This window comes from Bacteroidales bacterium (assembly GCA_016707785.1).
Lineage (GTDB): Bacteria > Bacteroidota > Bacteroidia > Bacteroidales > UBA4417 > UBA4417.
This window is the reverse complement of record JADJGZ010000008.1, coordinates 1-22,003: the sequence shown is the minus strand read 5'-3', so window position 1 is coordinate 22,003 and position 22,003 is coordinate 1. Positions and strand designations below refer to the sequence as shown.

Sequence of the window (22,003 nt, the reverse complement as noted above, 5' to 3'; positions counted from 1 at the left end):
AATGAAAAATGCACTTTTCACTTTGATCCTGATATTCCCTCTATTTCTGACAGCACAGGAGTTGAACAAGAAAGCTTTTGATGAAAAGAGGAATAATGAAATGTTGATTGGTATTTGCGACCGAAGTGGTTTCAATACAATTCAAAGTAATTTCGATTCAGCTTACAAGGCAGAATACCCGCTTTATATTCCAGATGCTGAGACCATGAAATTACTGGAAAAGAAATTGAAGAAAATAAAAATCAAGGTAGTTATGGCGACCTGGTGTGGTGATAGCCGTGATTGGGTACCCAGGTTTTATAAAGTTCTGGACCAGGCACATTTTGATGAAAAGAACCTTACCCTGATATGCGTAGATCACCAGAAGAAGGCGGAAGTGAAAGGTTTATCAGATTTAAAGATTGAGAGGGTTCCCACTTTTATTTTCTACAAGAAGAAACGTGAATTAGGAAGGATTGTGGAAGTGCCTTCAGATATCCTGGAAAAGGATATTCTCAAAATTATTTCCAAATCTAAGAAGTAAATCATCTAACAAACTGTATCAGAACATTTCATTCAAAGGAGTGTTCTGCATGCGGAACGGACTTTCCAATGAACATATTATTACATACCATTGCGGATGTTAGTAAATACCTGGCTGAGGTCAGGAGAAGCGGCAAGAGTATTGGCTTTGTGCCAACTATGGGTGCCTTGCATGAAGGGCATCTTGAGTTGGTGCGAGCGGCTGGTAGGGAGAATTTAGAGGTAATTGTCTGCATCTTCGTCAATCCCATTCAGTTCAACAATCCAGAAGATTTAAAAAAGTATCCAAGGACGCTGGATTCAGACATAGCAAAGTTGGGGAATACTCCATGCACGATGGTATTTGCACCTTCGGCAGAAGAGATGTATCCTGAGCCTGATTTAACAGAGATGGAGTTTGGTGGATTAGAAGATGTGATGGAAGGAAAATTTCGTCCCGGGCATTTCAGGGGTGTTGGTATAGTTGTAAAAAAATTGTTTGAGATCATCCAACCTGATAAGGCCTATTTTGGTGAGAAAGATTTCCAGCAATTGGCCATTATCAAGCACATGGTTAAACAGCAAAATATTCCGGTTATCATCATTCCTTGTGCTACTGTTCGTGAAGAGGACGGACTGGCCATGAGTTCAAGAAATCAGCGACTAAATGAAACGGAAAGAAACATAGCACCTGCAATCTATCGTTCATTGTTAAAAGCATTGGAAAATCACCAATGGTTTACTCCTGAAGGCCTGGAGAAGATGATTATCGGAGAAATTGAACAATTTCCGGAGCTTAAAGTTGAGTATGTGAGTGTAGTTGATGCAGAAACATTATTGCCTTTCAGTGAATGGGAAGAAGTTCAGCATGCAGTAGTATGTGTTGCAGTATATCTTGGGGAAGTCCGGTTGATTGATAATATCCGGCTTTATTAGGATTAATACGATAGCATTTTACACAAATTTTATCACAATACCCTGATATAATGACCATTATAAACTACTGATCAATTAGTAGAAATAATTTGTAATTTTGCAGCATGACAATTGAGATCTTAAAATCAAAAATACATAGGGCTACTATTACGCAGGCCAACTTGAATTATATTGGTTCCATTTCGATTGATGAGGACCTGATGGAAGCTGCCAACCTGATTGAATTTGAGAAGGTCCAGGTAGTGAATATCAATAATGGAGAACGCCTCGAGACTTATGTAATTAAAGGCGAAAGGGGCACCGGAGTAATTTCTCTGAATGGTGCTGCAGCTCGTAAGGCTCACCCTGGAGACCTGGTAATTATAGCTGCTTTTGCACATATGGATTTTGAGGAGGCAAAAAAATTCAAGCCTTCTATTGTATTTCCAGATTCAAACAATAAAAAAAGATAATTCCACTTGAAAAGTAAGTTGGTTGCCATAGCCCGATTCACACTATTTTTCGGAATCGGGATTTTCTTTATCTGGCTATTTCTCAGAAACCTATCCCCTGAGCAAAAAACTGAGATTTTAAGTTCCTTTGGGAAGGCTAACTACTGGTGGATTGGTTTTGCTATCGTTTTGGGAGTGCTGTCACATTATTTCAGGACTTTGAGATGGAAAATGCTGATTGAGCCGCTTGGATACCGTCCCGGAACGATGAATACTTTTTTTGCGGTCATGATCGGGTATATTGCCAACCTGGCCTTACCCCGTTTAGGTGAAGTAAGCCGTTGTACTGTCCTGACCAGGTACGAGAATGTCCCTTTTAACAAATCATTTGGCACAGTCATTACTGAACGGGCTCTTGATCTGCTCATGTTTATTTTCCTGTTTTTCCTGAACCTTGCCTTGCAATTTGGCAAATTGTCGGTCTACATCAATGAGAAGATTTATGTTCCACTTCAACAGAAGTTTCACCTGGGAATGAATCTTTCGGGGAGCTTCAGTATCCTGATTATATCGCTCTTTGCGGTTTTTGGCCTCCTATTTCTTATATTCAGGAAACGGATAGTAAACCATTCGTTTTATATTAAAATTAAGGGATTGTTTACTGGATTCCTGGAAGGAATAAAATCGCTAACCAAAATAAAGCGTATCTGGCTATTTGTTTTTTACTCTTTAGCGATTTGGGTACTATACCTCTTAATGGCTTATTTTGTATTCTTCAGTTTTCCAGAATCCTCACACCTTGGAATTGATGCAGGTTTGGCTACCCTGGTATTTGGGACTATAGGAATCATGCTGGTTCAGGGAGGAATAGGGATTTATCCTGCAATTGTTGCAGAGACCTTGTTCCTTTATTCAGTTGAGTCAACAAAAGGATATGCACTGGGTTGGCTGATCTGGAGTTCGCAAACGCTTACCGTTATCATCCTTGGCAGTCTATCTTTAATATTACTTCCTATTCTGGCTAAAAAGAAAAATAATGGGTAAAATAGAAACCATCACAGCTAATATATATAGCCGTCAGGATGAGTCATTCCTGAGATTGTTATCCATTTGGAGATTCAAAAGCAAGAAAATTGTATTCACCAATGGGTGTTTTGATATTCTCCATCTTGGTCACATTGATTACCTGGCTAAAGCGTCAGAATTAGGTGATATCCTCATCATCGGTTTGAACACTGATGATTCCGTCAGAAAATTAAAAGGTGCCGGCCGGCCTATACAGGATGAAGTGTCAAGAGCTATGACTTTGGCTTCAATGCGTTTTGTTGATGCAGTAGTTTACTTTGGTGAAGACACCCCCTATGAACTCATCAAGACTATTAGCCCTGATGTACTTGTTAAAGGAGCCGATTACAAGCCTGAGGATATTGTAGGTTATGATGTTGTGAATTCAAAAGGCGGTGAAATCGTAACATTGGATTATATTGATGGTTATTCGACCTCTGCTATTGAGAGGCGAATCAGGAATGAATTCTAATAAAAGAACCATCCGCCGGCTGGCGGACCAAATTCCAAATTTCAAATATCATATTATATTCAAGAACCTGCTTGATGCCTCTTTCAATGCATAATTGAACACTTATAACGATGGCTATTGAAGTCCAGGCTGAATTTTTTTAAACTATCATTAAGTTTATCTAATTTTACCCAATGGCTAAGGTTAAAACGAGTTTTTTCTGTCAGAACTGTGGAGCACAGGCGCCCAAATGGCTGGGGAAGTGCCCTTCGTGCGGGGAGTGGAATACTTTTGTAGAAGAGGTACTGCAAAGAGCTGAATCGGCAGTCAAAGGAAATGGTAATTTCCGCCAGGCAGATAGTAAACCTAAAAGGATCCTGGAAATTGAACAGGGGAATGAACACCGTACTTCCACTGGCAGTATTGAGCTAGACCGTGTATTAGGAGGGGGATTAGTAGAAGGCTCTCTCATTCTTGTTGGAGGAGAACCCGGAATTGGAAAGTCGACTTTGATGTTGCAGGTAGCCTTGCAGATGAAAGGGAGAAAGGTCTTATATATCTCGGGAGAAGAAAGTGATCAACAGATCAGGATGAGAGCTGATAGAATCGGTTATAAAGAGCCTGATTGTCTTATTCTTACAGAAACGAATACCCAATCCATTTTCCAGCATTTTGAAGCCGTACAGCCCGGGCTGGTAGTGATTGATTCCATTCAGACTTTACAGACCAATATTATAGAATCCTCAGCGGGGAGTATTTCTCAAATCAGGGAAACTGCTGCTGAAATGCAGCGTTATGCCAAAACGACCGGGGTGCCGGTATTCCTGGTAGGGCATATTACTAAGGATGGAAACCTTGCCGGACCAAAGATCCTGGAGCATATGGTTGATACTGTTCTTCAATTTGAAGGTGACAGGAATTATGGCTATCGCATTTTAAGAGCTATTAAAAATCGTTTTGGATCTGCCTCGGAATTAGGCATTTTTGAAATGAGAGATACAGGGTTGAGAGAAGTAACAAACCCTTCTGAAATTTTGCTTTCACAGCGTGATGAGGAAGTAAGCGGAGTGGCAGTAGCTTCAACAATTGAAGGTATCCGACCTATGTTGATTGAAGCCCAGGCCCTTGTTAGCACAGCAGCTTATGGAACGCCACAACGGAGTTGTACCGGTTTTGACACCCGAAGGTTGAATATGTTGTTGGCTGTTTTAGAAAAACGCTGTGGTTTCAGGCTCGGAACAAAAGATGTATTTCTGAATATTGCAGGAGGTATCAGGGTTGATGATCCGGCTATAGACCTTGCAATTATCAGTGCTATACTTTCATCAAGTGAAGATATTCCACTTAATCGCCACATTTGTTTCTCAGCAGAAGTTGGTTTATCCGGGGAAATCCGCCCCGTTAACAGGATTGAACAACGAATTTCGGAAGCTGAGAAGCTAGGATTTCGTCAAATGATCATTTCAAAGTATAATTTGAAAGGATTAAAGACTGAAAAATGGAATATACAAGTAGTTGGAGCGGGTAAAGTAGAGGACATATTGCCTTTGCTTTTCAAACCATAGGTGTCTGGACTCTCGTTTTAAAGTTATCAGGATATTTTATATCTTATTGTCAGTTAAATTATTCTGAATATATTTGGAACCAAAATACTCTTTAATAAGAAAAAAATGAAAATCCAAACTTTCATTTTATCAGGACTATTCCTTACAGCAGCTTTGATGTTGTCAGGACAAAATCCTTTTATTGTGAAAGATATACTGGCTGCTGATCCCGGGGCAAGCATCATTGATCCTGAATATAATGTTGACTTGAATATGGTCTGCTGGCAATCAGAAGATAAAGAACTCTGGGTTTGTAGTCTTGATCCATTGACTCATATGTTTGTGCCTCCGGATGGTAAAGGCTATTTGGTTGATTATGATCTCACTGCTCCAACTTTTGGAGGTTGGAATGGCCCTGAATGGATGTTAAGCCAGGGAACCACTCAAATTGTTTATAATCAGAAAAAGGGAGGGGAGCGATATCCAGGCCTGGCGACCCAAATTTTAGGGGGCTGGAATTCGATGACTTTAATGCAATTTCCCGGGACATTGTATGCAATGGCCACCCGGAATTATGCTGACAGCACAGGATTATTCCTTTACGAATCAAATGCTTATGATGGAATAAGGTGGGTAAGAAATACAGATTTAAACACCAGTCATTTTTATCCGGACATATCACTTGGTTTTTTTGCGGATGATAATCAGCAAATTTGTTGTGCACTCAATCATTCACGTCAGCCAGGCTTTCTTGAAGTTGCCACAACGCTTCCATTTTTTACTCAAATTTCAAACGACACCATTGGTGCTCCCTGCATGTGGAACGACCCTGAAAGCAATAGCAGGATGTTTATGTACCGTACCAATGGAAACCAGACAATAAAAGTTTTCCAGGAAAATACTGATGGGAACTGGTACCTATATCATTCTTTCAATAGCCCCCTACCCTCTCCATATATATATATCACCTCTCCGGAGCCCTTTGTTTTTAATGGCCATTCCTACATTTCCTTTATGGCAGCACAAGCCCCAATGGGACTTTCGGAGATGCCTGCTGAGATATGGATCACTTCAATTAATTCGTTGAATCCGTTAATGCGGAGAGTTAGTGACAGTACAAGCAGCATCCGGATTGACCCAGAGCCGGTGGTTCTGGGTGATAGTGCGTTTATCTATTACACAGAAAAGGTATATTCAAAATGGTGGCACCAGTTACATAGGGTTAGAAAATGCAATACCGGACTTGAGAACCTGTATACCCGATCATTTGCAGGTGAAAATTCAAATCCTTCTTTGGTTTTAACTCCCAATCCTGCGAAACAGAATTGCACCCTGACTTCAGGAATATTAGAAGAGATAGGCATAAAGAAAATTGGAATATTTGAACTCACAGGCAGGAAAGTAAAAGTTTTTGAAACAGTGGAACACTCTTATAAGGCTGACCTCTCCGGAATACCGGATGGAATCTATGTTGTCAGGGTGATGAATGACAGGCAATCTGCCACCGCAAAACTCATTATCAATAAATAATCAAAGTAATACAGCAGGCATTTTCTAAGGTTAGGATTCTTTATAAACCTGAAATGTCTCTGGTAATCGATGTCTATTCCACTTCTTTAGTAACCCTTACTGATTCCTGTTTATTCCGATTCATCAGACCTTTTACTGTAAATTTACTCAGGTCAATCAGTTTATGACTCAGCAGGTAGTGTATAAGCTTCTTTTCAATCCAGTGATGGAAGGGTAAAAGGAATGCAATAAGTCCAATTTTTATCGCCAATATTTTCCAGGGTTCATTTGAGGTTATTTCATAAATCTTATGGTCAGCTATCATGATTATAAACTCAAACAGGAAGATAAAGGAGAAGAAACCCAACATCTTTATTACCCATGATGGAACCCTGAAACTACCGAGCATGATCAGAAGTACAAAGACAGCAAAAATTATAATGGTTATTGCCGTGTACTGAATATTATGCCTTCGTAAAACCTCTTCATGTTCTTTAATGGCCTTCTGTTCTCTTTGCTTTGATTCATGATCAATTTCCAGCATCAGCATCTGATCAGTTTTTGTCAGTGTCTCCAGGCTATCAGACAGATGAGCATGCAAGGTTGAATACTTAAATGCATTCTCAAAATCTCCTACACTGGAATATAATTCTTCTAATTGGTTTGAAGCATCCAGCATATAATCAAAATAGGAGGCTTCTTCCGCTGCTTTGTATGATTTCCCAAATAATACAATGGCATCCTTAAGATTACCCTTTCTTACCAAAAACTGCCCAAATCTATGATAGAAGTTAGATTGCATGATTTTATTCGGATCATTACTGATCATCAATTCAGCCTTTCTGAAGTAATATAGTGCAGAATCCGGCATGTTTCGCTGTTCACAAAACAGGGCCTGAAGACGCAGATACATAGGAAAGTCATTAGTCTGCAATCGTCCGAGTTCTCCTTTTAACCCGGTAGTATACAATTTGTAAAGCACATCAATTTTGTTGGCTTCAATCAAATGAGAGCGATATAATGACAATTGATAATTCAACAATCGTTTGTTCTGATGCCTGATGGCAAAATCAAGAACCATTTGCATATTATTTTCATGCAAGCGATTATTATTCGAATTCACATCTATAACCTGCAAATCGTGATAGGTCCACATAAGAGCTAATGAATCAACAGGAACTTCATTTTCAAGGATTGTTGATTCTTTAATTTTATAATAACTAGCTTTGTCGTAGATCTTACTAAGATTAAAGAACCCTGACAACTCAGAATAGCATTTCTTCAGAAGATTGTCATTGTGAACTGATTCAGCTATTCCTACTGCATTCAGATAGTTCCTGAATGCTTCTATTTTTTGATTTTGTCCTTCAAGGCATCTTCCAATTAAAAGAAAACTCTCAGTTTTGAGTTCAGTATTATTTTCTGACCCTGCCAGAGCAAGTGCTTTATAGGATACCGTTAAGGCTTTATTAAATTCATAATCAGCAAGGAAAACCTGAGCAAGGTTGCGAAGAGCTGTCCATTCAAGAATTGGGTCATGTAATTGCCGGCTCAATTCCAGGGCCTGGTTAGCATAGTTACGGGCTTTAAGATTATTAACACTTAAGTCGTTATTCTCAAGGTAAGCGATGAGAGCATGAAACAAAAGTCCTGTATGATAACTCCCGTTCGCAACCATTATGGCTAGTTCGGATAAACTATCTGCTTGCCGACTGTCGCCCATATGGTCAATTTGATAATGCGCAAGTTTAATGAGCTGATTTATTTTTGCACTATCCTGCTGATTTCTCTTACTTAAAATAGTGATTCCGGGAGAACCTTTTTCAACTTTTAACTTGTCTTCTGCAAGCAGACTAAAAGGAGATAATAAAATGATCAGAATCGCAACAATCAATGGTATTTGGAATTGCTTCATAAAGAATGAATGAACACTTTCTATCATGATATGTTAACTATTTGTGAGACAAGACTGTATTCAAAACATGTTTAACCTCACTATGTTCACCTATCTAAATCCAAGTTCATGATAAAAAAGTCAACTCACCAGGTAATTATTGCTTTTGTGGCAGGAATTTTAATTGGAGTGACCTCTTTGACACTCGTCTCATTTTCAGGCCCCTCTTCTCTTCCTGTAGAGATGGAAAAGCTGAGTGTTACGCAGGCCAATACATTTTTAAAAAGCTATCTCAAGTCGGCACAAAGTATCAACGGGCCATTAAAAGCCATGCTGATCGACAAGGATCAGTATTCGGCTATGAATCGCCTGCTCACTGAAAATCCAAATCTGGCAGGATTCCGAATCTATATGGGGAAAGATGCTACCAATGCAAAAATAGGAATGGTCGTAGGAGTTAATAGCAGTGGCAATGACCTGACCAATACAATTTACCGCTCGAATGGTACAAATCTAAGCCCGTGTCCACCCATTTGTGATGCTACCAGCACCATCAATGGGGAATAAGCTGGAAATGATTATTGTAAAAATGAAACAGCCTTAGACATCACATCCTCGAAGGCTATATTGACCTTTGCTGATTCAAGAGGGTCGGAGTAAACAGGGAAAGGGTTTTCGTGTGTAAAAGCAAACGGGAATGATGCCAGGTGAGTATTTTTTAAAAAGCCCATCGACGCTTTAACTCCATACGCGGGGATAACTGAATCTTCCTCCAAAGCTAAAGTATAAACCTGGTCCTTAAGCCTTTGTAAAGAATCATTCCGATAAAGGGAATAATTATCAGATTTGAGCATAGCCTGAAAAGCCTGGCCTAGTTCAGTTTTATACAATGATTGATGAAGCATTGGTGAACGGAGCATTTCATCGCCTAATTCATTGATATAAAATTTTCGTAGCCTGTCGAAAGCAGGTTTATCCATAATAAGTTTTGATATCCCATTCATTTGGTCAAAAAAAGCACCTCCGCAAAAGAGGAAGAATCGGCTTTGAGAGAACAATAGAGAAGGGTTTCCGATCATAATAATCTGTGCCAGGAAAGCACCAATTGAATAAGCAAAAAAATCAATCGTCCTGCTTTTTGGCAAAATCGGGTGTAATCCATTGGTAAGTTGAGTGGCCAATTGGACAATGTCTGAAGCACTTTGCTGGCCTGAGGTATAAAATCGCAACGGGTCTTCAGACAACCTTTCACTCAATGCCACATTAGCCACTGTTGACAAGTTTTCAGTTCCCATTCGTTCGCGCCTGGATTCGAGTAGTGGAGCCATCGCTCTGGGGCTTCCCCAGGGAATTGGGGAACGGTTCATATGAAAAGCAATAGGAAATAATATTACTGGCCTGGAAGTTTTCTCAGCCAGGTAGAACGCCCATACCAGGTATTTTAGCCAGGACCGTTCATTCAAGCCATGAAGCAGGATAATAGGGTTATCAGAATGATCTGAGTTAGTTTTCCTTTGAAAAATCGGGTAAGTAAAGCTACGGTTCTCACGAATTGCTTCATCAGGAAGTGTCCATGAATAAGCAGCCTGCTTTATTCTGTCCTTTCGTTCATTGCTCAATGTATCGACACTAATTGAATTAAAACGGACCCATTTACAGGAAATATCGTCGTCTGAGAAATCCAGATCTGTGCTATAAATTGATTTCAGCTCCTGGTATTTTGCCGTGTAGTTCATTTCTGATCGTATTGAAAACAGGTACAAAGTAACATCAGCTATCAATGAGATGCCTAAAAATGGGATACCAACCCCGGCAATGGGACAGAATTACCTATACAGGGGTGAAAATGGTTATTAAGGGGTGAAACAATAGGTGGTTAAAACCAATGGATAATGTTAGCACTAAAAATTGCCTAACTTTGTTTTTGGAATATACGCCTATTCATGCCAGATTTTTCGAATCCCATCCCTGCATATCTTACTTCCAGAAGGAATATTGTACAGCTGGTCCTGTTCACAGCTCTTTTTGCCCTTCTTTTCATCAACATTTATGAGCCTTTTGGAGTAAATGTCTGGTTTACAATAACCAGGTGGCAGTTACTTCTTTATTCCAGTCTTATTACCCTCACAGGTGTTTTGGTAGTGGTCTTGAGTCGAATAATCATGTATTATTCAAGTCGTAAAAGGCAACTAAAATATTGGGGGTACTTTTTATGGGTTCTGGCAGAAGTATTATTTATGGCACTGTTTTATGCCGTTTATATCAAGTTTTTCCTGAAAGATGAAAGGTTTTTTCCTGACTTGATTAAACTCTGTGTTCAGAATACTGCTCTTTTACTATTATTGCCCTATTCCGTACTATGGCTGTATTTCTCCTGGAAGGAAAAGAAAATAGTTATTGAAGAACTAGCTCAAGCACAGCCTGTTTTAGATTCAACCAAGGTTATGATCCCTTTTCTTGACGATAAGGGGACATTAAGGTTTTCAGTAAAATCAGACAACCTGCTATATATTGAATCCTCAGATAATTATGTCAGTATTTATTATTTGAATAAGGAGTCGGTAACAAGATTCATGTTACGCAATACGTTAAAAAACATTGAAGATGCCCTCAAAGGAACAGATGTAGTAAGATGCCACAGGAAATACATGGTCAATTGTGAGCGGGTTAGGGTAATCAGAAGAGAAAAAGAGAGTATAGAACTTGAACTTGATATTCCCGGCACATTGAACATCCCCGTTTCAAAAACATTTGCAGGAACTGTAATGAGCACTTTCTCCCATTATCTAAAGCCTGGCGACGACTAATCTATAACATGCGAATGAATACATGAGCAATAGATGGTTTGGATGCCTGGATGCATTTTCTTTTTGAACATTTGATTCAGCACCTTGTTTTCCCATAAAGCACTTATCTATGCGCAAGTTCTTACTTCTGGCACTCATACCCATTACCCTAATTTTCACTCTTTTACCCTCAAGAAGTTCAGGCCAATCTTATTGGTTCAATTTTACTTCTATTCCCTATGTAGAGATTGGGGGTAATTTCCTTGCCCTGAATGAGGCATTCGATGACACACTTTATTCCGATATTCCCATTGGTTTTCAATTCAGGTTCGCAGGACGCGTATACACAAAACTTCATATTTCAAGTAATGGTGAAATATATTTCGGGGATGATGCGACCCATCTTGATACCTTGAAATCAATTATTCCATTTGGTGCAGATCTTTATGGTGATTATATCAATCATACACCAGCCATTTCTTATGAATCAGGAGGATGTGCCGGGGCAGTTGTTATGAAGATACAATTTAAGGAATGCAGTTTGAAAGGAGGCGGGCCTGATGACTATATCAATTTCCAGGTTTGGCTTTATGAATCTTCAGGAACCATTGAATATCATTTTGGGATGGGACAATCTCCATCGACACCCGCGTGTTTTGGAGGACATCCCGGGCCACTGAGTGGTATCAGATTTTCAATACCGGAAGCCAACGAAGTATTGTATAGTGTATTGTTGACCAGTTTTGCTTTTGCTCCTGACACTTCCATGTCGAAATCATTAGTTTATCTTGAAGGCATGCCGGAGGAGGGTATGGTATATATATTTGAACCCAGCCTCACTACATACGTACCAGAACCATTTCAGCTGACATTCAAGCCATCTTTTTACCTGGATGAAGCCTCAAATATTGCAATTGTTAAGTTTTCAAGTAAACAGCCCGGAGTAACCCGGGCTGCTGTTTATGATATTTCAGGACAGAAAGTTTTACAATTGGATAAAGAAAATCAACAGGAGTTCACCTTCTCCACATCTAATTTTCAACCAGGAATATGGTTATTGACAATTTCCAATAGTTTCGGAAATCACTACATCAAATTTCTGCTACAGGATTAATATCCAAAGATATTCTGCAGATCAAGAAATTCGATTTTCCCATATTTTGAAAGTTTTTCAAGGTCCATCTTTTTCGTATCACCTACAACCAGGATAGTGAATGTTTTATCCTTCAAGTTCATCTGTTGAAATTTCTTTATTTCTTCAAATGAAAATTCAGGAACCTTCTCAAAAACATTCTTCCTGATATCATGATCATACCCCATTTTTCTTGCGTTCAGATAATTGAAGATTATTCTCGATTTTGTAATCCGCTCTGAACTAATTTGATTCATAATCCCTTCTTTCGCAGCAGCAAAACTTTTTTCGGAAAGAGGCATATCATTGAACAATGATAGCATAGCATCAAGAGCATCTCCCATTTTGTCATTTTGTGTTCCAACAAATGCAAAAACAGTATTATTCTCTACTTCATTGGATGGAATTCTATATGCAGCAGTTGATGAATATGCCAAAGCTTTAGCTTCCCTGATTTCCTGAAATACTATTGAATTCATACCGGCACCAAAATACTCATTGAACATCCTGATCAACGGATATTCAGTCAAGTTATATTTCCCTGATAAGGCGTGGAAAACAATATCTACCTGCTTCATATTATAATCAACAACGAATACCTTATTCTCAGTTGTAGGTAATTGATCAAATCTGACAACATTAGGAACAGGATTCAATGTTTTTGGAATCACATGATTTTCCATTATGATAGAAAAAGTATTCTTTTCTTTCGTCTTATTTGAAACAGCCTTTCCAGTGTTGCCCATAAATACTGGTCCATAATACAATATCTCATGTTGAAACGACATTAATTCATGAATTTTACCTACCAATTCCTCAGCATTTAGCTGCTTTAAATCCTCTTCGCTCAATATATTGGTGAATGGTGATTTAGACCCATAAACACCATAATTGGATAAGGCCTGGCGTATAATATTCTTGTTTAGTTTATTATCCCTCCTTGATTTTAAAATATCATCAACAAGATTTTTTAAAGCCTTATCATCAGGCACTGCCCGAGAAATCAATTGGTCAAGTAAACCTAATGCTTTTGATAAATTCTCATAGAGTCCACTGAGGCTGATATACAGGTCTTCATTATTTACATTAACTGAATAACTGCATCCAAGTTTGTAGAATTCCTGCTTTAGTTGTTCAGCTTTTATATCAGAGGTTCCCAGGTATGAAAGATAATTTACAGCAATTGCCAGTTTTGGGTCACTCTGGCTTCCCATATTGTAATAGTAGTATAGATTAAACAGACTGCTTTCTGTATTTGGCACATACATAACATTCAATCCATTTGTCAACTTAATTTTCTTTATATCATTCTCGTATGAAAGGAAAAGAGGTTTAATTTCAGCTGATTTCATTGAAGAAACCTCAGTAAAGAAAGTACTCTCTTTATCCCTTTGCATAACGACCGGAGTGATTTCCGGCTTTGAAACCTTTTTAACCTCTTCATCAGTCCCGGTTCGCTTGTAGACGATCACATAATTACTATTGAATGATTTTTTGGCAAAATCGACAACTTCCTTTTTGGTTATTTTGGACAAGATTTCAATTTCATTTACCATTTCACTATAAGGCTGCTCTGTTACAAAGATCCCGGCAATGGCCATTGCACGTGACATATTACTCTCCTGTTGACGGATCTTACTTAACTTCCTGTTATTGATAATAGCCGGAATAAGTGATTCCGAAAATTCACCATTTTTGAGCAATTCCAGCTGAGATAAAAGAAGATCCTTCACTTCATCCAGACTTTGCCCTGTTTTAGGTTTTCCTGATAATATAAGAGCGGAATAATCAGCCTGAATATCAGCTCCTGCATTCGCTGAAAGTACTTTTTGTCCCAGGTTCAGATTAATATCAATGAGTCCTGCTTTCCCATTTGATAGAATTTCGGATGCAATATCAAGCAAGTTTGCATCAGGAGTATGCACACCTCCTGTTCTGAAGCCGATGGCAATACTTTCCGCATCGGGACCAATAACTTCCTTAACCAAAGGATTATTGAGTTCAGTTTCAGACGGGGATTTAAAGCTTGCAACCTTTCTTTTATTTAGCACACCAAAATATTTATCAATCAATGCAATAGTCAAATCAGGATCAAAATCGCCAGCCATGATTAAAGCCATATTATTAGGAGCATAGCGCTCTTCATAGTATTCTCTTAACCGCTTTAAGGAAGGATTCTTTAAATGATCGATTGTACCAATGGTTGTTTGAGTACCGTATGGGTGTTTCCGATACAACCCGGCATACATAGCCTCCCATAATTTATCTGAATCACGGTCGAGACTCATATTTTTCTCTTCATAAACCGTTTCTAACTCAGTATGGAAAATGCGGAAAACCGGGTTTGCAAAACGGTCACTTTCAATTTTTAACCATTTTTCTATCTGATTCGAAGGAATGTCGTTGATATAAACAGTTTGTTCACTTCCTGTGAATGCATTTGTTCCTTTGGCACCGATCACCGAAAGAAGTTTATCATATTCATTGGCAATCGCATATTTGGCAGCTTCGGCTGATACCAGGTCGATTTGCTTATAAATCTCCTTTCTTTTCAGCGTATCAGCAGTTTGTCGGTACTCTTCAAAAAGCGCTTCAATCTGTCTAAGCAGGGGTGCTTCCTTTCCATAATCTGAAGTTCCAAAATGTGTGGTCCCTTTGAACATCATATGTTCCAGATAGTGTGAAAGCCCGGTATTGTCAGCAGGATCATTCTTACTACCTGTGCGCACAGCAACAGCCGTCTGGATACGTGGTGATTCAGTATATACGGAAAGGTAGACTTTCAATCCATTTTCAAGTGTGTAAATACGAGTACCAATAGGGTCGCCCGGTACAGATTCGTATTTGTAGGTTTTTTGCGCCAGCAAGCTTTGTGCGGTAAAAAGCAGCAACCCTAAAATTAAAAGAATGACCTGATTTTTCATGATGAAATGTATAAAGTTAATAGCTTCAAACTTACGTATTTTTCCTATCACTGATTCAGTTTCCACCTACTTTTGATGGGCATCTCCATTAGGCGTTTCAAGATGTTTCAGTTTATTTTTCAAAATCAATAATAATTAATGAATTATAGGGAACTTTTTAAAAAATAGGTTGTTTAAGTATGCATCCACACTCTGATGGACCCAGGGATATAATCCCGGAAACAATATTGTTATTCACTCATTTTAAACATTCAAAAATCCTATGGGATACTCAATCCTTAAAATATTACATTTATTTTCCGTGATCGTTTTCATGGGAAATATCACCATTGGCATTTTCTGGCTTCGTTTTGCACTGAAAACCCGTGACTTCAGTATAATCCATCATACTATAAAAGGCATTATTAAGGCAGACAGGATTTTTACAATTCCTTCTGTTTCTATCCTGATTATTGCTGGCATCGGGGCTGCCATGCATGGCGGATATTCTATTTTTGGAACAGGTTGGATTTTATGGTCACTGGTACTGATACTGATCTCCGGTTTTGCATTTTCTGCCATGCTGGCACCCATTCAAAGAAAAATAAGGTCTCTGACTGAAAAAGGGGGGATAGCTACCGAAAATGAATGGTTTCCCTTAATGAAATTAGTTCGTCAATGGAATATTTGGGGCTTTGTTGCCTGGTTCACTCCCCTATTGGCATTGCTCATGATGATCATGAAGCACCCAAGATAACTGGCTTTCAGGCGTTTTCCTTAATTCTGCTGAAATAAACATGAGCAGTACTATCATTCTTAGCCAATGGCTATGACTGCAGAAACTGAAAGAAATGGCAGAAGCGTACCAGTGTTAAGGATAAAATCCTAATATTCGTCCCAGCTTTTTATCACCAGATCCTCAAGATCGAGTTTACAGATTGCATAAAGAAATGCACTGGCAAGTCGCGCATTTGTAATGAGTGGTATATTAAAATCCACTGCTGATCTTCTTATGGTATAGTCGTTAGCTAATTCAGTGCGGGATAAATTTTTCGGAATATTTATCACCAGGTCTATTTTGCGTTCCCTTAGATAATCCAGGATATTTGGCTGAGCATCTTCATCAGGCCAATGCAGCATGGTAGAATCCACGCCATTTTCTTCCAGGAAAGCAACAGTGCCGCGTGTAGCAAATAGATGGAACCCTCTCTCCTTTAGCATTCTTGCACTTTGTAGCAATTCGACTTTTGAACGGGCATCACCGGTTGAAAGCAGAATATTTTTCTTTGGAATTTTATATCCAACCGAAAGCATTGCTTTTAAAAGTGTTTCGTAATAATTTTCACCAATACATCCTACTTCACCGGTTGATGCCATTTCAACACCAAGAACCGGGTCGGCAGCCTGCAATCGCGAGAAGGAGAACTGTGAGGCTTTAACTCCAATGTAATCCAGATCAAAAGCGCTCTTTCAGGTTTAACAACCGAATCCCCAACATCACCTTTGTAGCCAGTTCAATAAAAATTCACTTTTATCACCTTAGAAACAAAAGGGAATGAGCGGGAAGCTCTCAGGTTACATTCGATTACCCTGATATCATTATCCTTGGCCAGGAACTGCATATTGAAAGGCCCACAGATATTGAGGGAACGGGCAATATCGCGGAAATCCTCTTGATCCTCCTGGCTGTTTCAAAATACATCTTCTGGGCAGGAAACACCATTGTGGCGTCGCCTGAATGTACACCAGCAAATTCAATGTGCTCAGAGATGGCATAGGGCAAGGATTTCGCCTTTATCAGCAACCGCATCAATCTCAATTTCCTTTGCATTTTGCACAAATTCCGACACAACCACCGGGTATTCCTTGGAGACTTTCGCAGCCAGGGTTAGGAAAAAATCAAGCTCCTGTTCATTGGAAACTACGTTCATTGCGGCACCCGAAAGCACATACGAAGGCCTGATCAGTACAGGAAAACCCACATCCTCAACAAAGCGATGTATTTCTTCAAGGTTTGAAAGCTCTTTCCATCGGGGTTGATCAATATCGAGACTGTCGAGTAAGGATGAGAATTTATGCCGGTTTTCAGCACTATCAATACTTTCAGGTGAAGTTCCAAGAATAGGGACCTGTTGTTCATGAAGCCGCATTGCCAGGTTATTGGCGATCTGCCCCCCGGTTGAAACGATCACCCCAAAAGGTTGTTCCAGGTCGATGATATCCATCGTGCGTTCAAAGGAGAGCTCATCAAAATAAAGCCTGTCGCAAGTATCATAGTCAGTACTAACGGTTTCGGGATTGAAATTAATCATCACCCCCCTGTAACCTTCTTTTCTTGCTGTGGCCAGTGCATTAACGGAACACCAGTCGAATTCAACAGAACTACCAATCCGGTAAGCACCAGACCCTAAAACAATCACAGATTTATTATCGCGTTCACAAATAATATCATGTTCTGTGGCATTATAGGTCAGGTACAAATAATTCGTTAATGCAGGGTATTCAGCAGACAGCGTATCAATTTGTTTGATATAGGGTACAATCCCAAGCTGCTTCCTTAAAATACGCACTTTCAGAAGAGCAGCCTTCAGGTTACCCGGGGATTTGAGCACATAACGGGCAATTTGGAAATCAGAGAATCCTTGTTGTTTGCAATGCAATAAAAAATCAGTTTCCAGTTCATCTAAATGCTGATATTTACTAAGCTCCTGCATGGTTTCGTAGATTCCTCTTAACTTCACCAGGAACCAGTTATCAATACGTGTGAGTTCATGGATTTTCTCAACACTGTAACCAGCCTCAAATGCACTGGCTATTGAGTATATGCGCATATCTGTAGGTTCAGAGAGGGCTTTCTCAATATCAGTGAACTCAATATCACTATTGCCAACGAATCCATGAGTCCCCTGCCCTACCATACGCAGACCTTTCTGAATAGCCTCCTCGAAGGTCCTGCCAATTGCCATAATTTCTCCGACACTTTTCATGCTGGATCCAATCTCTTTGGATACTCCCATAAATTTATTGAGATCCCAACGAGGAATTTTAACCACTATGTAGTCAAGGGCTGGTTCAAAAAAGGCAGTAGTAGTGCGGGTTACACTATTTTTCAATTCATGCAGGCCATAACCCATAGCCAGTTTGGCTGCCACAAAAGCTAAAGGGTATCCGGTAGCTTTGGAAGCCAGCGCTGAGGAACGTGAAAGTCGGGCATTCACCTCTATTACCCGATAATCTTCTGACTGCGGATCTAAAGCATACTGAACATTACATTCACCAACTATCCCAACACTCCTTACAATCTGGATCGCCAGTCGGCGAAGTTTATGATACTCATTATTGGTAAGTGTTTGTGAGGGCGCTACTACAATACTTTCCCCGGTATGAATTCCTAATGGATCAAAATTCTCCATATTGCAGACAGTGATACAGTTGTCGTAACGATCGCGTACCACTTCATATTCCACCTCTTTCCAGCCTTTAAGAGATTCTTCCACCAAAATCTGGTTGGAGTAGGAGAAGGCTTTATCAGCCAGCTTCAGCAATTCGTCCCTATTATAGCAGAAACCTGAACCTTGACCACCAAGAGTATAAGCAGCCCTTACGATGATTGGAAAACCAAGTTCATCCGATGCTTCCAGGGCTGCTTCAATGGAAGTAACTGCAATGCTTTTTGGGGTCTTTACATTAATACTGTGTAGCTTTTGAGCGAAAAGTTCACGGTCTTCAGTTTCCATAATGGCACTTACCGGTACCCATCACCTCAACTCCATATTTTCAGGTATTCCTGACTGATAAAGTTCTACACCACAGTTGAGTGCTGTTTGTCCTCCAAAGGCAAAGGAGGTTACCATCAGGCCTATCTTTTTCTGACTTTTCAACAAAGAATGGGGTAACAGGCAGAAAGTAAATTTTGTCAGCTATACCCTCAGAGGTTTGAACTGTGGCAATATTAGGATTGATGAGAATGGAGAAGATGCCTTCTTCCCTCAGTGCTTTCAGAGCTTGTGAACCGCTATAGTCAAACTCACCTGCTTCTCCAATCTTGAGAGCGCCACTGCAAAGTACCAGGACTTTCTTCATTACCAATTAGTATTTTGAATTTTGTTAAAATTATTTTTCTTTATGAAATTCTATTTACCACCAGGTGTGTTGTATATAAAATGGTGATCTCTGTTTAAATACATTCCGAAAACCATTTCATTTATTATGGCCTTATTTTCTGTATAAATTCATCAAAAAGGTATTCGGTATCTGTAGGGCCAGAGGATGCTTCAGGATGAAATTGTACAGAAAAAACCGGAAGGGCTTTATGCCGGATTCCTTCATTTGTTCCATCATTCAGGTTAATAAAGAAAGGCTCCCAGTCATTTCCAAGGCTCTTGTTATCAATAGCAAACCCATGGTTTTGGGAAGTTATGAATGCTCGGTTAGTTCCAACCTGCAAAACGGGTTGATTATGGCTTCGGTGGCCATATTTCAGCTTATAGGTATCAGCACCTGAAGCCAGTGCTAATAATTGATTACCCAGACAAATCCCAAAAATGGGAATATCCTGCTTCAGTGACCAGGAAAGATGCTCAATGGTTGCCACACACATCTTTGGATTGCCTGGCCCATTTGAAATAAACAGTCCGTCATATTCTTCATTCCGGTAATCAAAATTCCATGGAACGCGGATTACCGTAGTGTCTCTTTTAAGGAAATGTCTGATAATATTATTCTTAACACCACAATCGATCAGAAGTATTTTTGTCCTGCCATTTCCATACCTCTGTACTTTTACATTACCTGATCAACAAGATTCTGTTCATTAGGTCCAGAAAATCAATTATCAGCTCCTTCAAAAACTATTTTCCCAAGCATCGCCCCTTTTTCCCTGATAATTTTCGTTAATGCTCTTGTATCGATCCCGTAAATCGCGGGAATTTTGTTTCGTATCAACCAATCTGAAAGACTTTCACCTGCATTCCAATGACTAAATTCAAAGGAATAATCAGAAACTATCAGTCCACTCACCTGTATCCGATCGGATTCAAGGTATCTGAGCATACCGTTCTCTTCAATACTCATAGGTACGCCATAATTACCAATAAGCGGGATAAGTTGCCACGGATCTGGCCAGCATAGGACGGGTCGGTTAAGCTTTCAGGGTAGCCGTCTTTGAAGTATTGAAACGACTTTCACCTGTACGGAGGCTTTGATAACCAAAGGACTTCCCTTTGAAAATGGTTCCATCTTCCAGAACAAGTTTTTGCTAAAATGATCTCTCATAATTTGATTTGGCACCGTTGTGCTGAAGGAACACGCCAACACCGGCACCTTTCATTTCAAAGATCTTTTAAAGTAATCGCCTTTCAAATAAGAATGCAGCATTCATTAATTTCCACCGATGATTGCAGTAATCCGTCCAGCTTTCTTGGGGTAAGGATGATTTCTGTCCGCCTGTTCTTGGCGCGGGCCGGGCTGAATTTTTGATGGGTCCACAGGCAGGTATTCACTTCTTCCTGCTGTGGGAGTCGTTTAGGATCGATTTTGCATTGGCCAGGATGATTTTACAATAGAGGTCACCCGCATCTCACCAAGATCCCAGTTATCCTTACTTGTCCGGGACCATTGTAAGGCACATTATCAGTATGACCTTCGATGAGCACACATTGATATCTTATTTTTTCCAGCACTTTTGATATTTCTCTTTAATGCTGAGATGCCTTCAGCACTAACTCCCATTTTCCCGATGCGAAGAGTAGCTTTCTTCCTTAGAAACATAACTTTCCGTCCTTCCTTCCATCTTAAAGGCCTTTCCTTCGAAACCCATCAGGGCATCGGCAAACGGCTTTGCGCAAATCCTGGTTGATTGAATCTTTTCTTTGCTTATTGCAGATTGAAGTTCCAACATGTTCTTCCCCTTTCTGGTCAAGTTCTGAATTTAATACCGGAGTTTATCTTCCTGGACAGCAGGTCATCCCGGGCCGCTTTAAATTCAGTAAGCCCCATCCGTTGTGGTTTCCTCCTCATTGCCTGTGCTCGAGCCCTTTAGCATCTCACCAGGACCTGTCCATCTTCATAATCAGCTGTGAGTACCGCAGTTTGGATGAGTTCAGTAGTATCAGCCTTCATCCTGTGTTATCTTTTTAATCTTTTGATTCTCGGCAGTGAGCTCATTCACCTGGGTGGTGGGTCGACTTTGCCGACAAGCGTTCATTTTCAGATTTGCATCTGCCGTCAAGATCATTCTCCTTTTTGTTGGAAACACATGACATAAGACTCATGGAGATCCTAAGTGATCAGGAAAGAAGCAGGTTTTTAGTTTCATATTTTTGAATTAACATAGATCAAGCTTATGCTGAAAAAGAAATCTTCCAGCCTTTAAAATCAATCTCCAGTAATGTGGGACAATGATAGGGTGTTTTGCCATCGGGAGGATGGCGGCGCGTTTCATTCGGTTTTCAAGAGGGTCGTGACCATATGATAATCAATATTAGCCCAGATTCCTTTCCCTGGCATTAACCCTATAACTACCAGAATAATGATGAGGTTCTTTGATAAAATACCTGAATGAGTCGATGAATCCGACATTAAGGAAAGTGGTCACCCAGGCACGTTCTTCAGGGAGAAATCCGCTGTTAGTAGCATTGCGTACAGGGTCGTGGATATCAATGGCCTTATGGCAAATGTTATAATCTCCGGAAATAATGAGATTTGGTCGAGTTTTCAAAAGTTCAATGGTATATTTCAGAAAATAATCCAGCCATTCCATTTTAAAGGATTGACGAAGTTCACCTGTTGTACAGGAAGGATGATAAAACCGAACAATATGTACTAATATCCCCAAAATCCAGCCTCAGAAA

General features: G+C 39.7%; 16 protein-coding genes and 2 pseudogenes. 11 read left to right on the top strand and 7 right to left on the bottom strand.

Annotated elements, in window-relative coordinates; all coding sequences use genetic code 11:
* The first annotated feature begins 1 nt into the window (after position 1).
* The 7 genes from IPH84_06070 (at position 2) to IPH84_06040 (ending at position 6,458) form a co-directional block, all read left to right on the top strand.
* Entirely contained in the window at positions 2 to 523 is a 522-nt protein-coding gene (locus tag IPH84_06070; protein ID MBK7172789.1) for a thioredoxin family protein, read from the top strand.
* Between the two features lie 68 nt (positions 524 to 591).
* A complete protein-coding gene (locus IPH84_06065) occupies positions 592 to 1,437 on the top strand; it encodes a pantoate--beta-alanine ligase (GenBank protein MBK7172788.1) in 846 nt (281 codons plus the stop codon).
* 104 nt (positions 1,438 to 1,541) lie between these two features.
* On the top strand, positions 1,542 to 1,889 hold the full coding sequence (locus IPH84_06060; GenBank protein ID MBK7172787.1) for an aspartate 1-decarboxylase: 348 nt from the start codon (positions 1,542 to 1,544) through the stop codon (positions 1,887 to 1,889).
* A 6-nt stretch (positions 1,890 to 1,895) separates the two neighbouring features.
* Complete coding sequence (locus IPH84_06055; protein MBK7172786.1) at positions 1,896 to 2,912, top strand: flippase-like domain-containing protein; 1,017 nt, start codon at positions 1,896 to 1,898, stop codon at positions 2,910 to 2,912.
* Positions 2,905 to 3,405: a D-glycero-beta-D-manno-heptose 1-phosphate adenylyltransferase gene (rfaE2, locus tag IPH84_06050; GenBank protein MBK7172785.1), complete on the top strand. Its 501-nt coding sequence runs from the start codon at positions 2,905 to 2,907 to the stop codon at positions 3,403 to 3,405. The genes IPH84_06055 and rfaE2 overlap by 8 nt, the downstream gene beginning before the upstream one ends.
* A 173-nt stretch (positions 3,406 to 3,578) precedes the next feature.
* Positions 3,579 to 4,949, top strand: a complete 1,371-nt coding sequence (gene radA / locus IPH84_06045) for a DNA repair protein RadA (GenBank protein MBK7172784.1) — start codon at positions 3,579 to 3,581, stop codon at positions 4,947 to 4,949.
* A 105-nt stretch (positions 4,950 to 5,054) separates the two neighbouring features.
* Positions 5,055 to 6,458 (top strand): T9SS type A sorting domain-containing protein, encoded by a 1,404-nt coding sequence (locus tag IPH84_06040; protein ID MBK7172783.1) that lies wholly within the window; start codon positions 5,055 to 5,057, stop codon positions 6,456 to 6,458.
* Positions 6,459 to 6,531: 73 nt separating this feature from the next.
* On the opposite strand, the gene IPH84_06035 is transcribed toward IPH84_06040, so the two are convergent.
* Entirely contained in the window at positions 6,532 to 8,352 is a 1,821-nt protein-coding gene (locus IPH84_06035) for a hypothetical protein (protein MBK7172782.1), read from the bottom strand.
* Positions 8,353 to 8,460: 108 nt separating this feature from the next.
* Here IPH84_06035 and IPH84_06030 point away from each other — a divergent pair, with 108 nt between their 5' ends.
* Entirely contained in the window at positions 8,461 to 8,898 is a 438-nt protein-coding gene (locus IPH84_06030) for a hypothetical protein (protein ID MBK7172781.1), read from the top strand.
* 11 nt (positions 8,899 to 8,909) lie between these two features.
* Here IPH84_06030 and IPH84_06025 read toward each other — a convergent pair whose 3' ends face one another.
* Positions 8,910 to 10,067 carry a hypothetical protein gene (locus tag IPH84_06025; protein MBK7172780.1) on the bottom strand — a complete coding sequence of 386 codons (1,158 nt, stop codon included), beginning with the start codon at positions 10,065 to 10,067 and terminating at the stop codon, positions 8,910 to 8,912.
* Between the two features lie 207 nt (positions 10,068 to 10,274).
* Between IPH84_06025 and IPH84_06020 the strand changes: the two genes are divergently transcribed.
* Positions 10,275 to 11,138, top strand: a complete 864-nt coding sequence (locus IPH84_06020; GenBank protein MBK7172779.1) for a LytTR family transcriptional regulator — start codon at positions 10,275 to 10,277, stop codon at positions 11,136 to 11,138.
* A gap of 109 nt (positions 11,139 to 11,247) precedes the next feature.
* Positions 11,248 to 12,231 (top strand): T9SS type A sorting domain-containing protein, encoded by a 984-nt coding sequence (locus IPH84_06015; GenBank protein MBK7172778.1) that lies wholly within the window; start codon positions 11,248 to 11,250, stop codon positions 12,229 to 12,231.
* Here IPH84_06015 and IPH84_06010 read toward each other — a convergent pair.
* Positions 12,228 to 15,173, bottom strand: coding sequence for an insulinase family protein (locus IPH84_06010; protein ID MBK7172777.1), 2,946 nt, complete (start codon positions 15,171 to 15,173; stop codon positions 12,228 to 12,230). The genes IPH84_06015 and IPH84_06010 overlap by 4 nt on opposite strands.
* A 262-nt stretch (positions 15,174 to 15,435) precedes the next feature.
* Here IPH84_06010 and IPH84_06005 point away from each other — a divergent pair, with 262 nt between their 5' ends.
* The gene (locus tag IPH84_06005; protein ID MBK7172776.1) at positions 15,436 to 15,909 is read left to right on the top strand and encodes a DUF2269 family protein; all 474 of its coding nucleotides are present in this window, start codon (positions 15,436 to 15,438) and stop codon (positions 15,907 to 15,909) included.
* Positions 15,910 to 16,037: 128 nt separating this feature from the next.
* On the opposite strand, the pseudogene carB reads toward IPH84_06005, so the two are convergent.
* From carB to IPH84_05985, 4 genes and pseudogenes are all read right to left on the bottom strand, one after another.
* Positions 16,038 to 19,235: pseudogene (gene carB / locus IPH84_06000) on the bottom strand (carbamoyl-phosphate synthase (glutamine-hydrolyzing) large subunit).
* Positions 19,236 to 19,359: 124 nt separating this feature from the next.
* Positions 19,360 to 20,397: pseudogene (gene carA / locus IPH84_05995) on the bottom strand (glutamine-hydrolyzing carbamoyl-phosphate synthase small subunit).
* 474 nt (positions 20,398 to 20,871) lie between these two features.
* Positions 20,872 to 21,051 carry a hypothetical protein gene (locus tag IPH84_05990; GenBank protein MBK7172775.1) on the bottom strand — a complete coding sequence of 60 codons (180 nt, stop codon included), beginning with the start codon at positions 21,049 to 21,051 and terminating at the stop codon, positions 20,872 to 20,874.
* Positions 21,052 to 21,633: 582 nt separating this feature from the next.
* Positions 21,634 to 21,987: a hypothetical protein gene (locus tag IPH84_05985; protein ID MBK7172774.1), complete on the bottom strand. Its 354-nt coding sequence runs from the start codon at positions 21,985 to 21,987 to the stop codon at positions 21,634 to 21,636.
* Positions 21,988 to 22,003: the final 16 nt, after the last annotated feature.

Coding starts and splice junctions, on each gene's coding strand:
- IPH84_06070 (MBK7172789.1), top strand. CDS start 2: ATGAAAAATGCACTTTTCACTTTGATCCTGATATTCCCTCTATTTCTG.
- IPH84_06065 (MBK7172788.1), top strand. CDS start 592: ATGAACATATTATTACATACCATTGCGGATGTTAGTAAATACCTGGCT.
- IPH84_06060 (MBK7172787.1), top strand. CDS start 1,542: ATGACAATTGAGATCTTAAAATCAAAAATACATAGGGCTACTATTACG.
- rfaE2 (MBK7172785.1), top strand. CDS start 2,905: ATGGGTAAAATAGAAACCATCACAGCTAATATATATAGCCGTCAGGAT.
- radA (MBK7172784.1), top strand. CDS start 3,579: ATGGCTAAGGTTAAAACGAGTTTTTTCTGTCAGAACTGTGGAGCACAG.
- IPH84_06040 (MBK7172783.1), top strand. CDS start 5,055: ATGAAAATCCAAACTTTCATTTTATCAGGACTATTCCTTACAGCAGCT.
- IPH84_06035 (MBK7172782.1), bottom strand. CDS start 8,352: ATGAAGCAATTCCAAATACCATTGATTGTTGCGATTCTGATCATTTTA.
- IPH84_06030 (MBK7172781.1), top strand. CDS start 8,461: ATGATAAAAAAGTCAACTCACCAGGTAATTATTGCTTTTGTGGCAGGA.
- IPH84_06025 (MBK7172780.1), bottom strand. CDS start 10,067: ATGAACTACACGGCAAAATACCAGGAGCTGAAATCAATTTATAGCACA.
- IPH84_06020 (MBK7172779.1), top strand. CDS start 10,275: ATGCCAGATTTTTCGAATCCCATCCCTGCATATCTTACTTCCAGAAGG.
- IPH84_06015 (MBK7172778.1), top strand. CDS start 11,248: ATGCGCAAGTTCTTACTTCTGGCACTCATACCCATTACCCTAATTTTC.
- IPH84_06010 (MBK7172777.1), bottom strand. CDS start 15,173: ATGAAAAATCAGGTCATTCTTTTAATTTTAGGGTTGCTGCTTTTTACC.
- IPH84_06005 (MBK7172776.1), top strand. CDS start 15,436: ATGGGATACTCAATCCTTAAAATATTACATTTATTTTCCGTGATCGTT.
- IPH84_05990 (MBK7172775.1), bottom strand. CDS start 21,051: ATGTTGGAACTTCAATCTGCAATAAGCAAAGAAAAGATTCAATCAACC.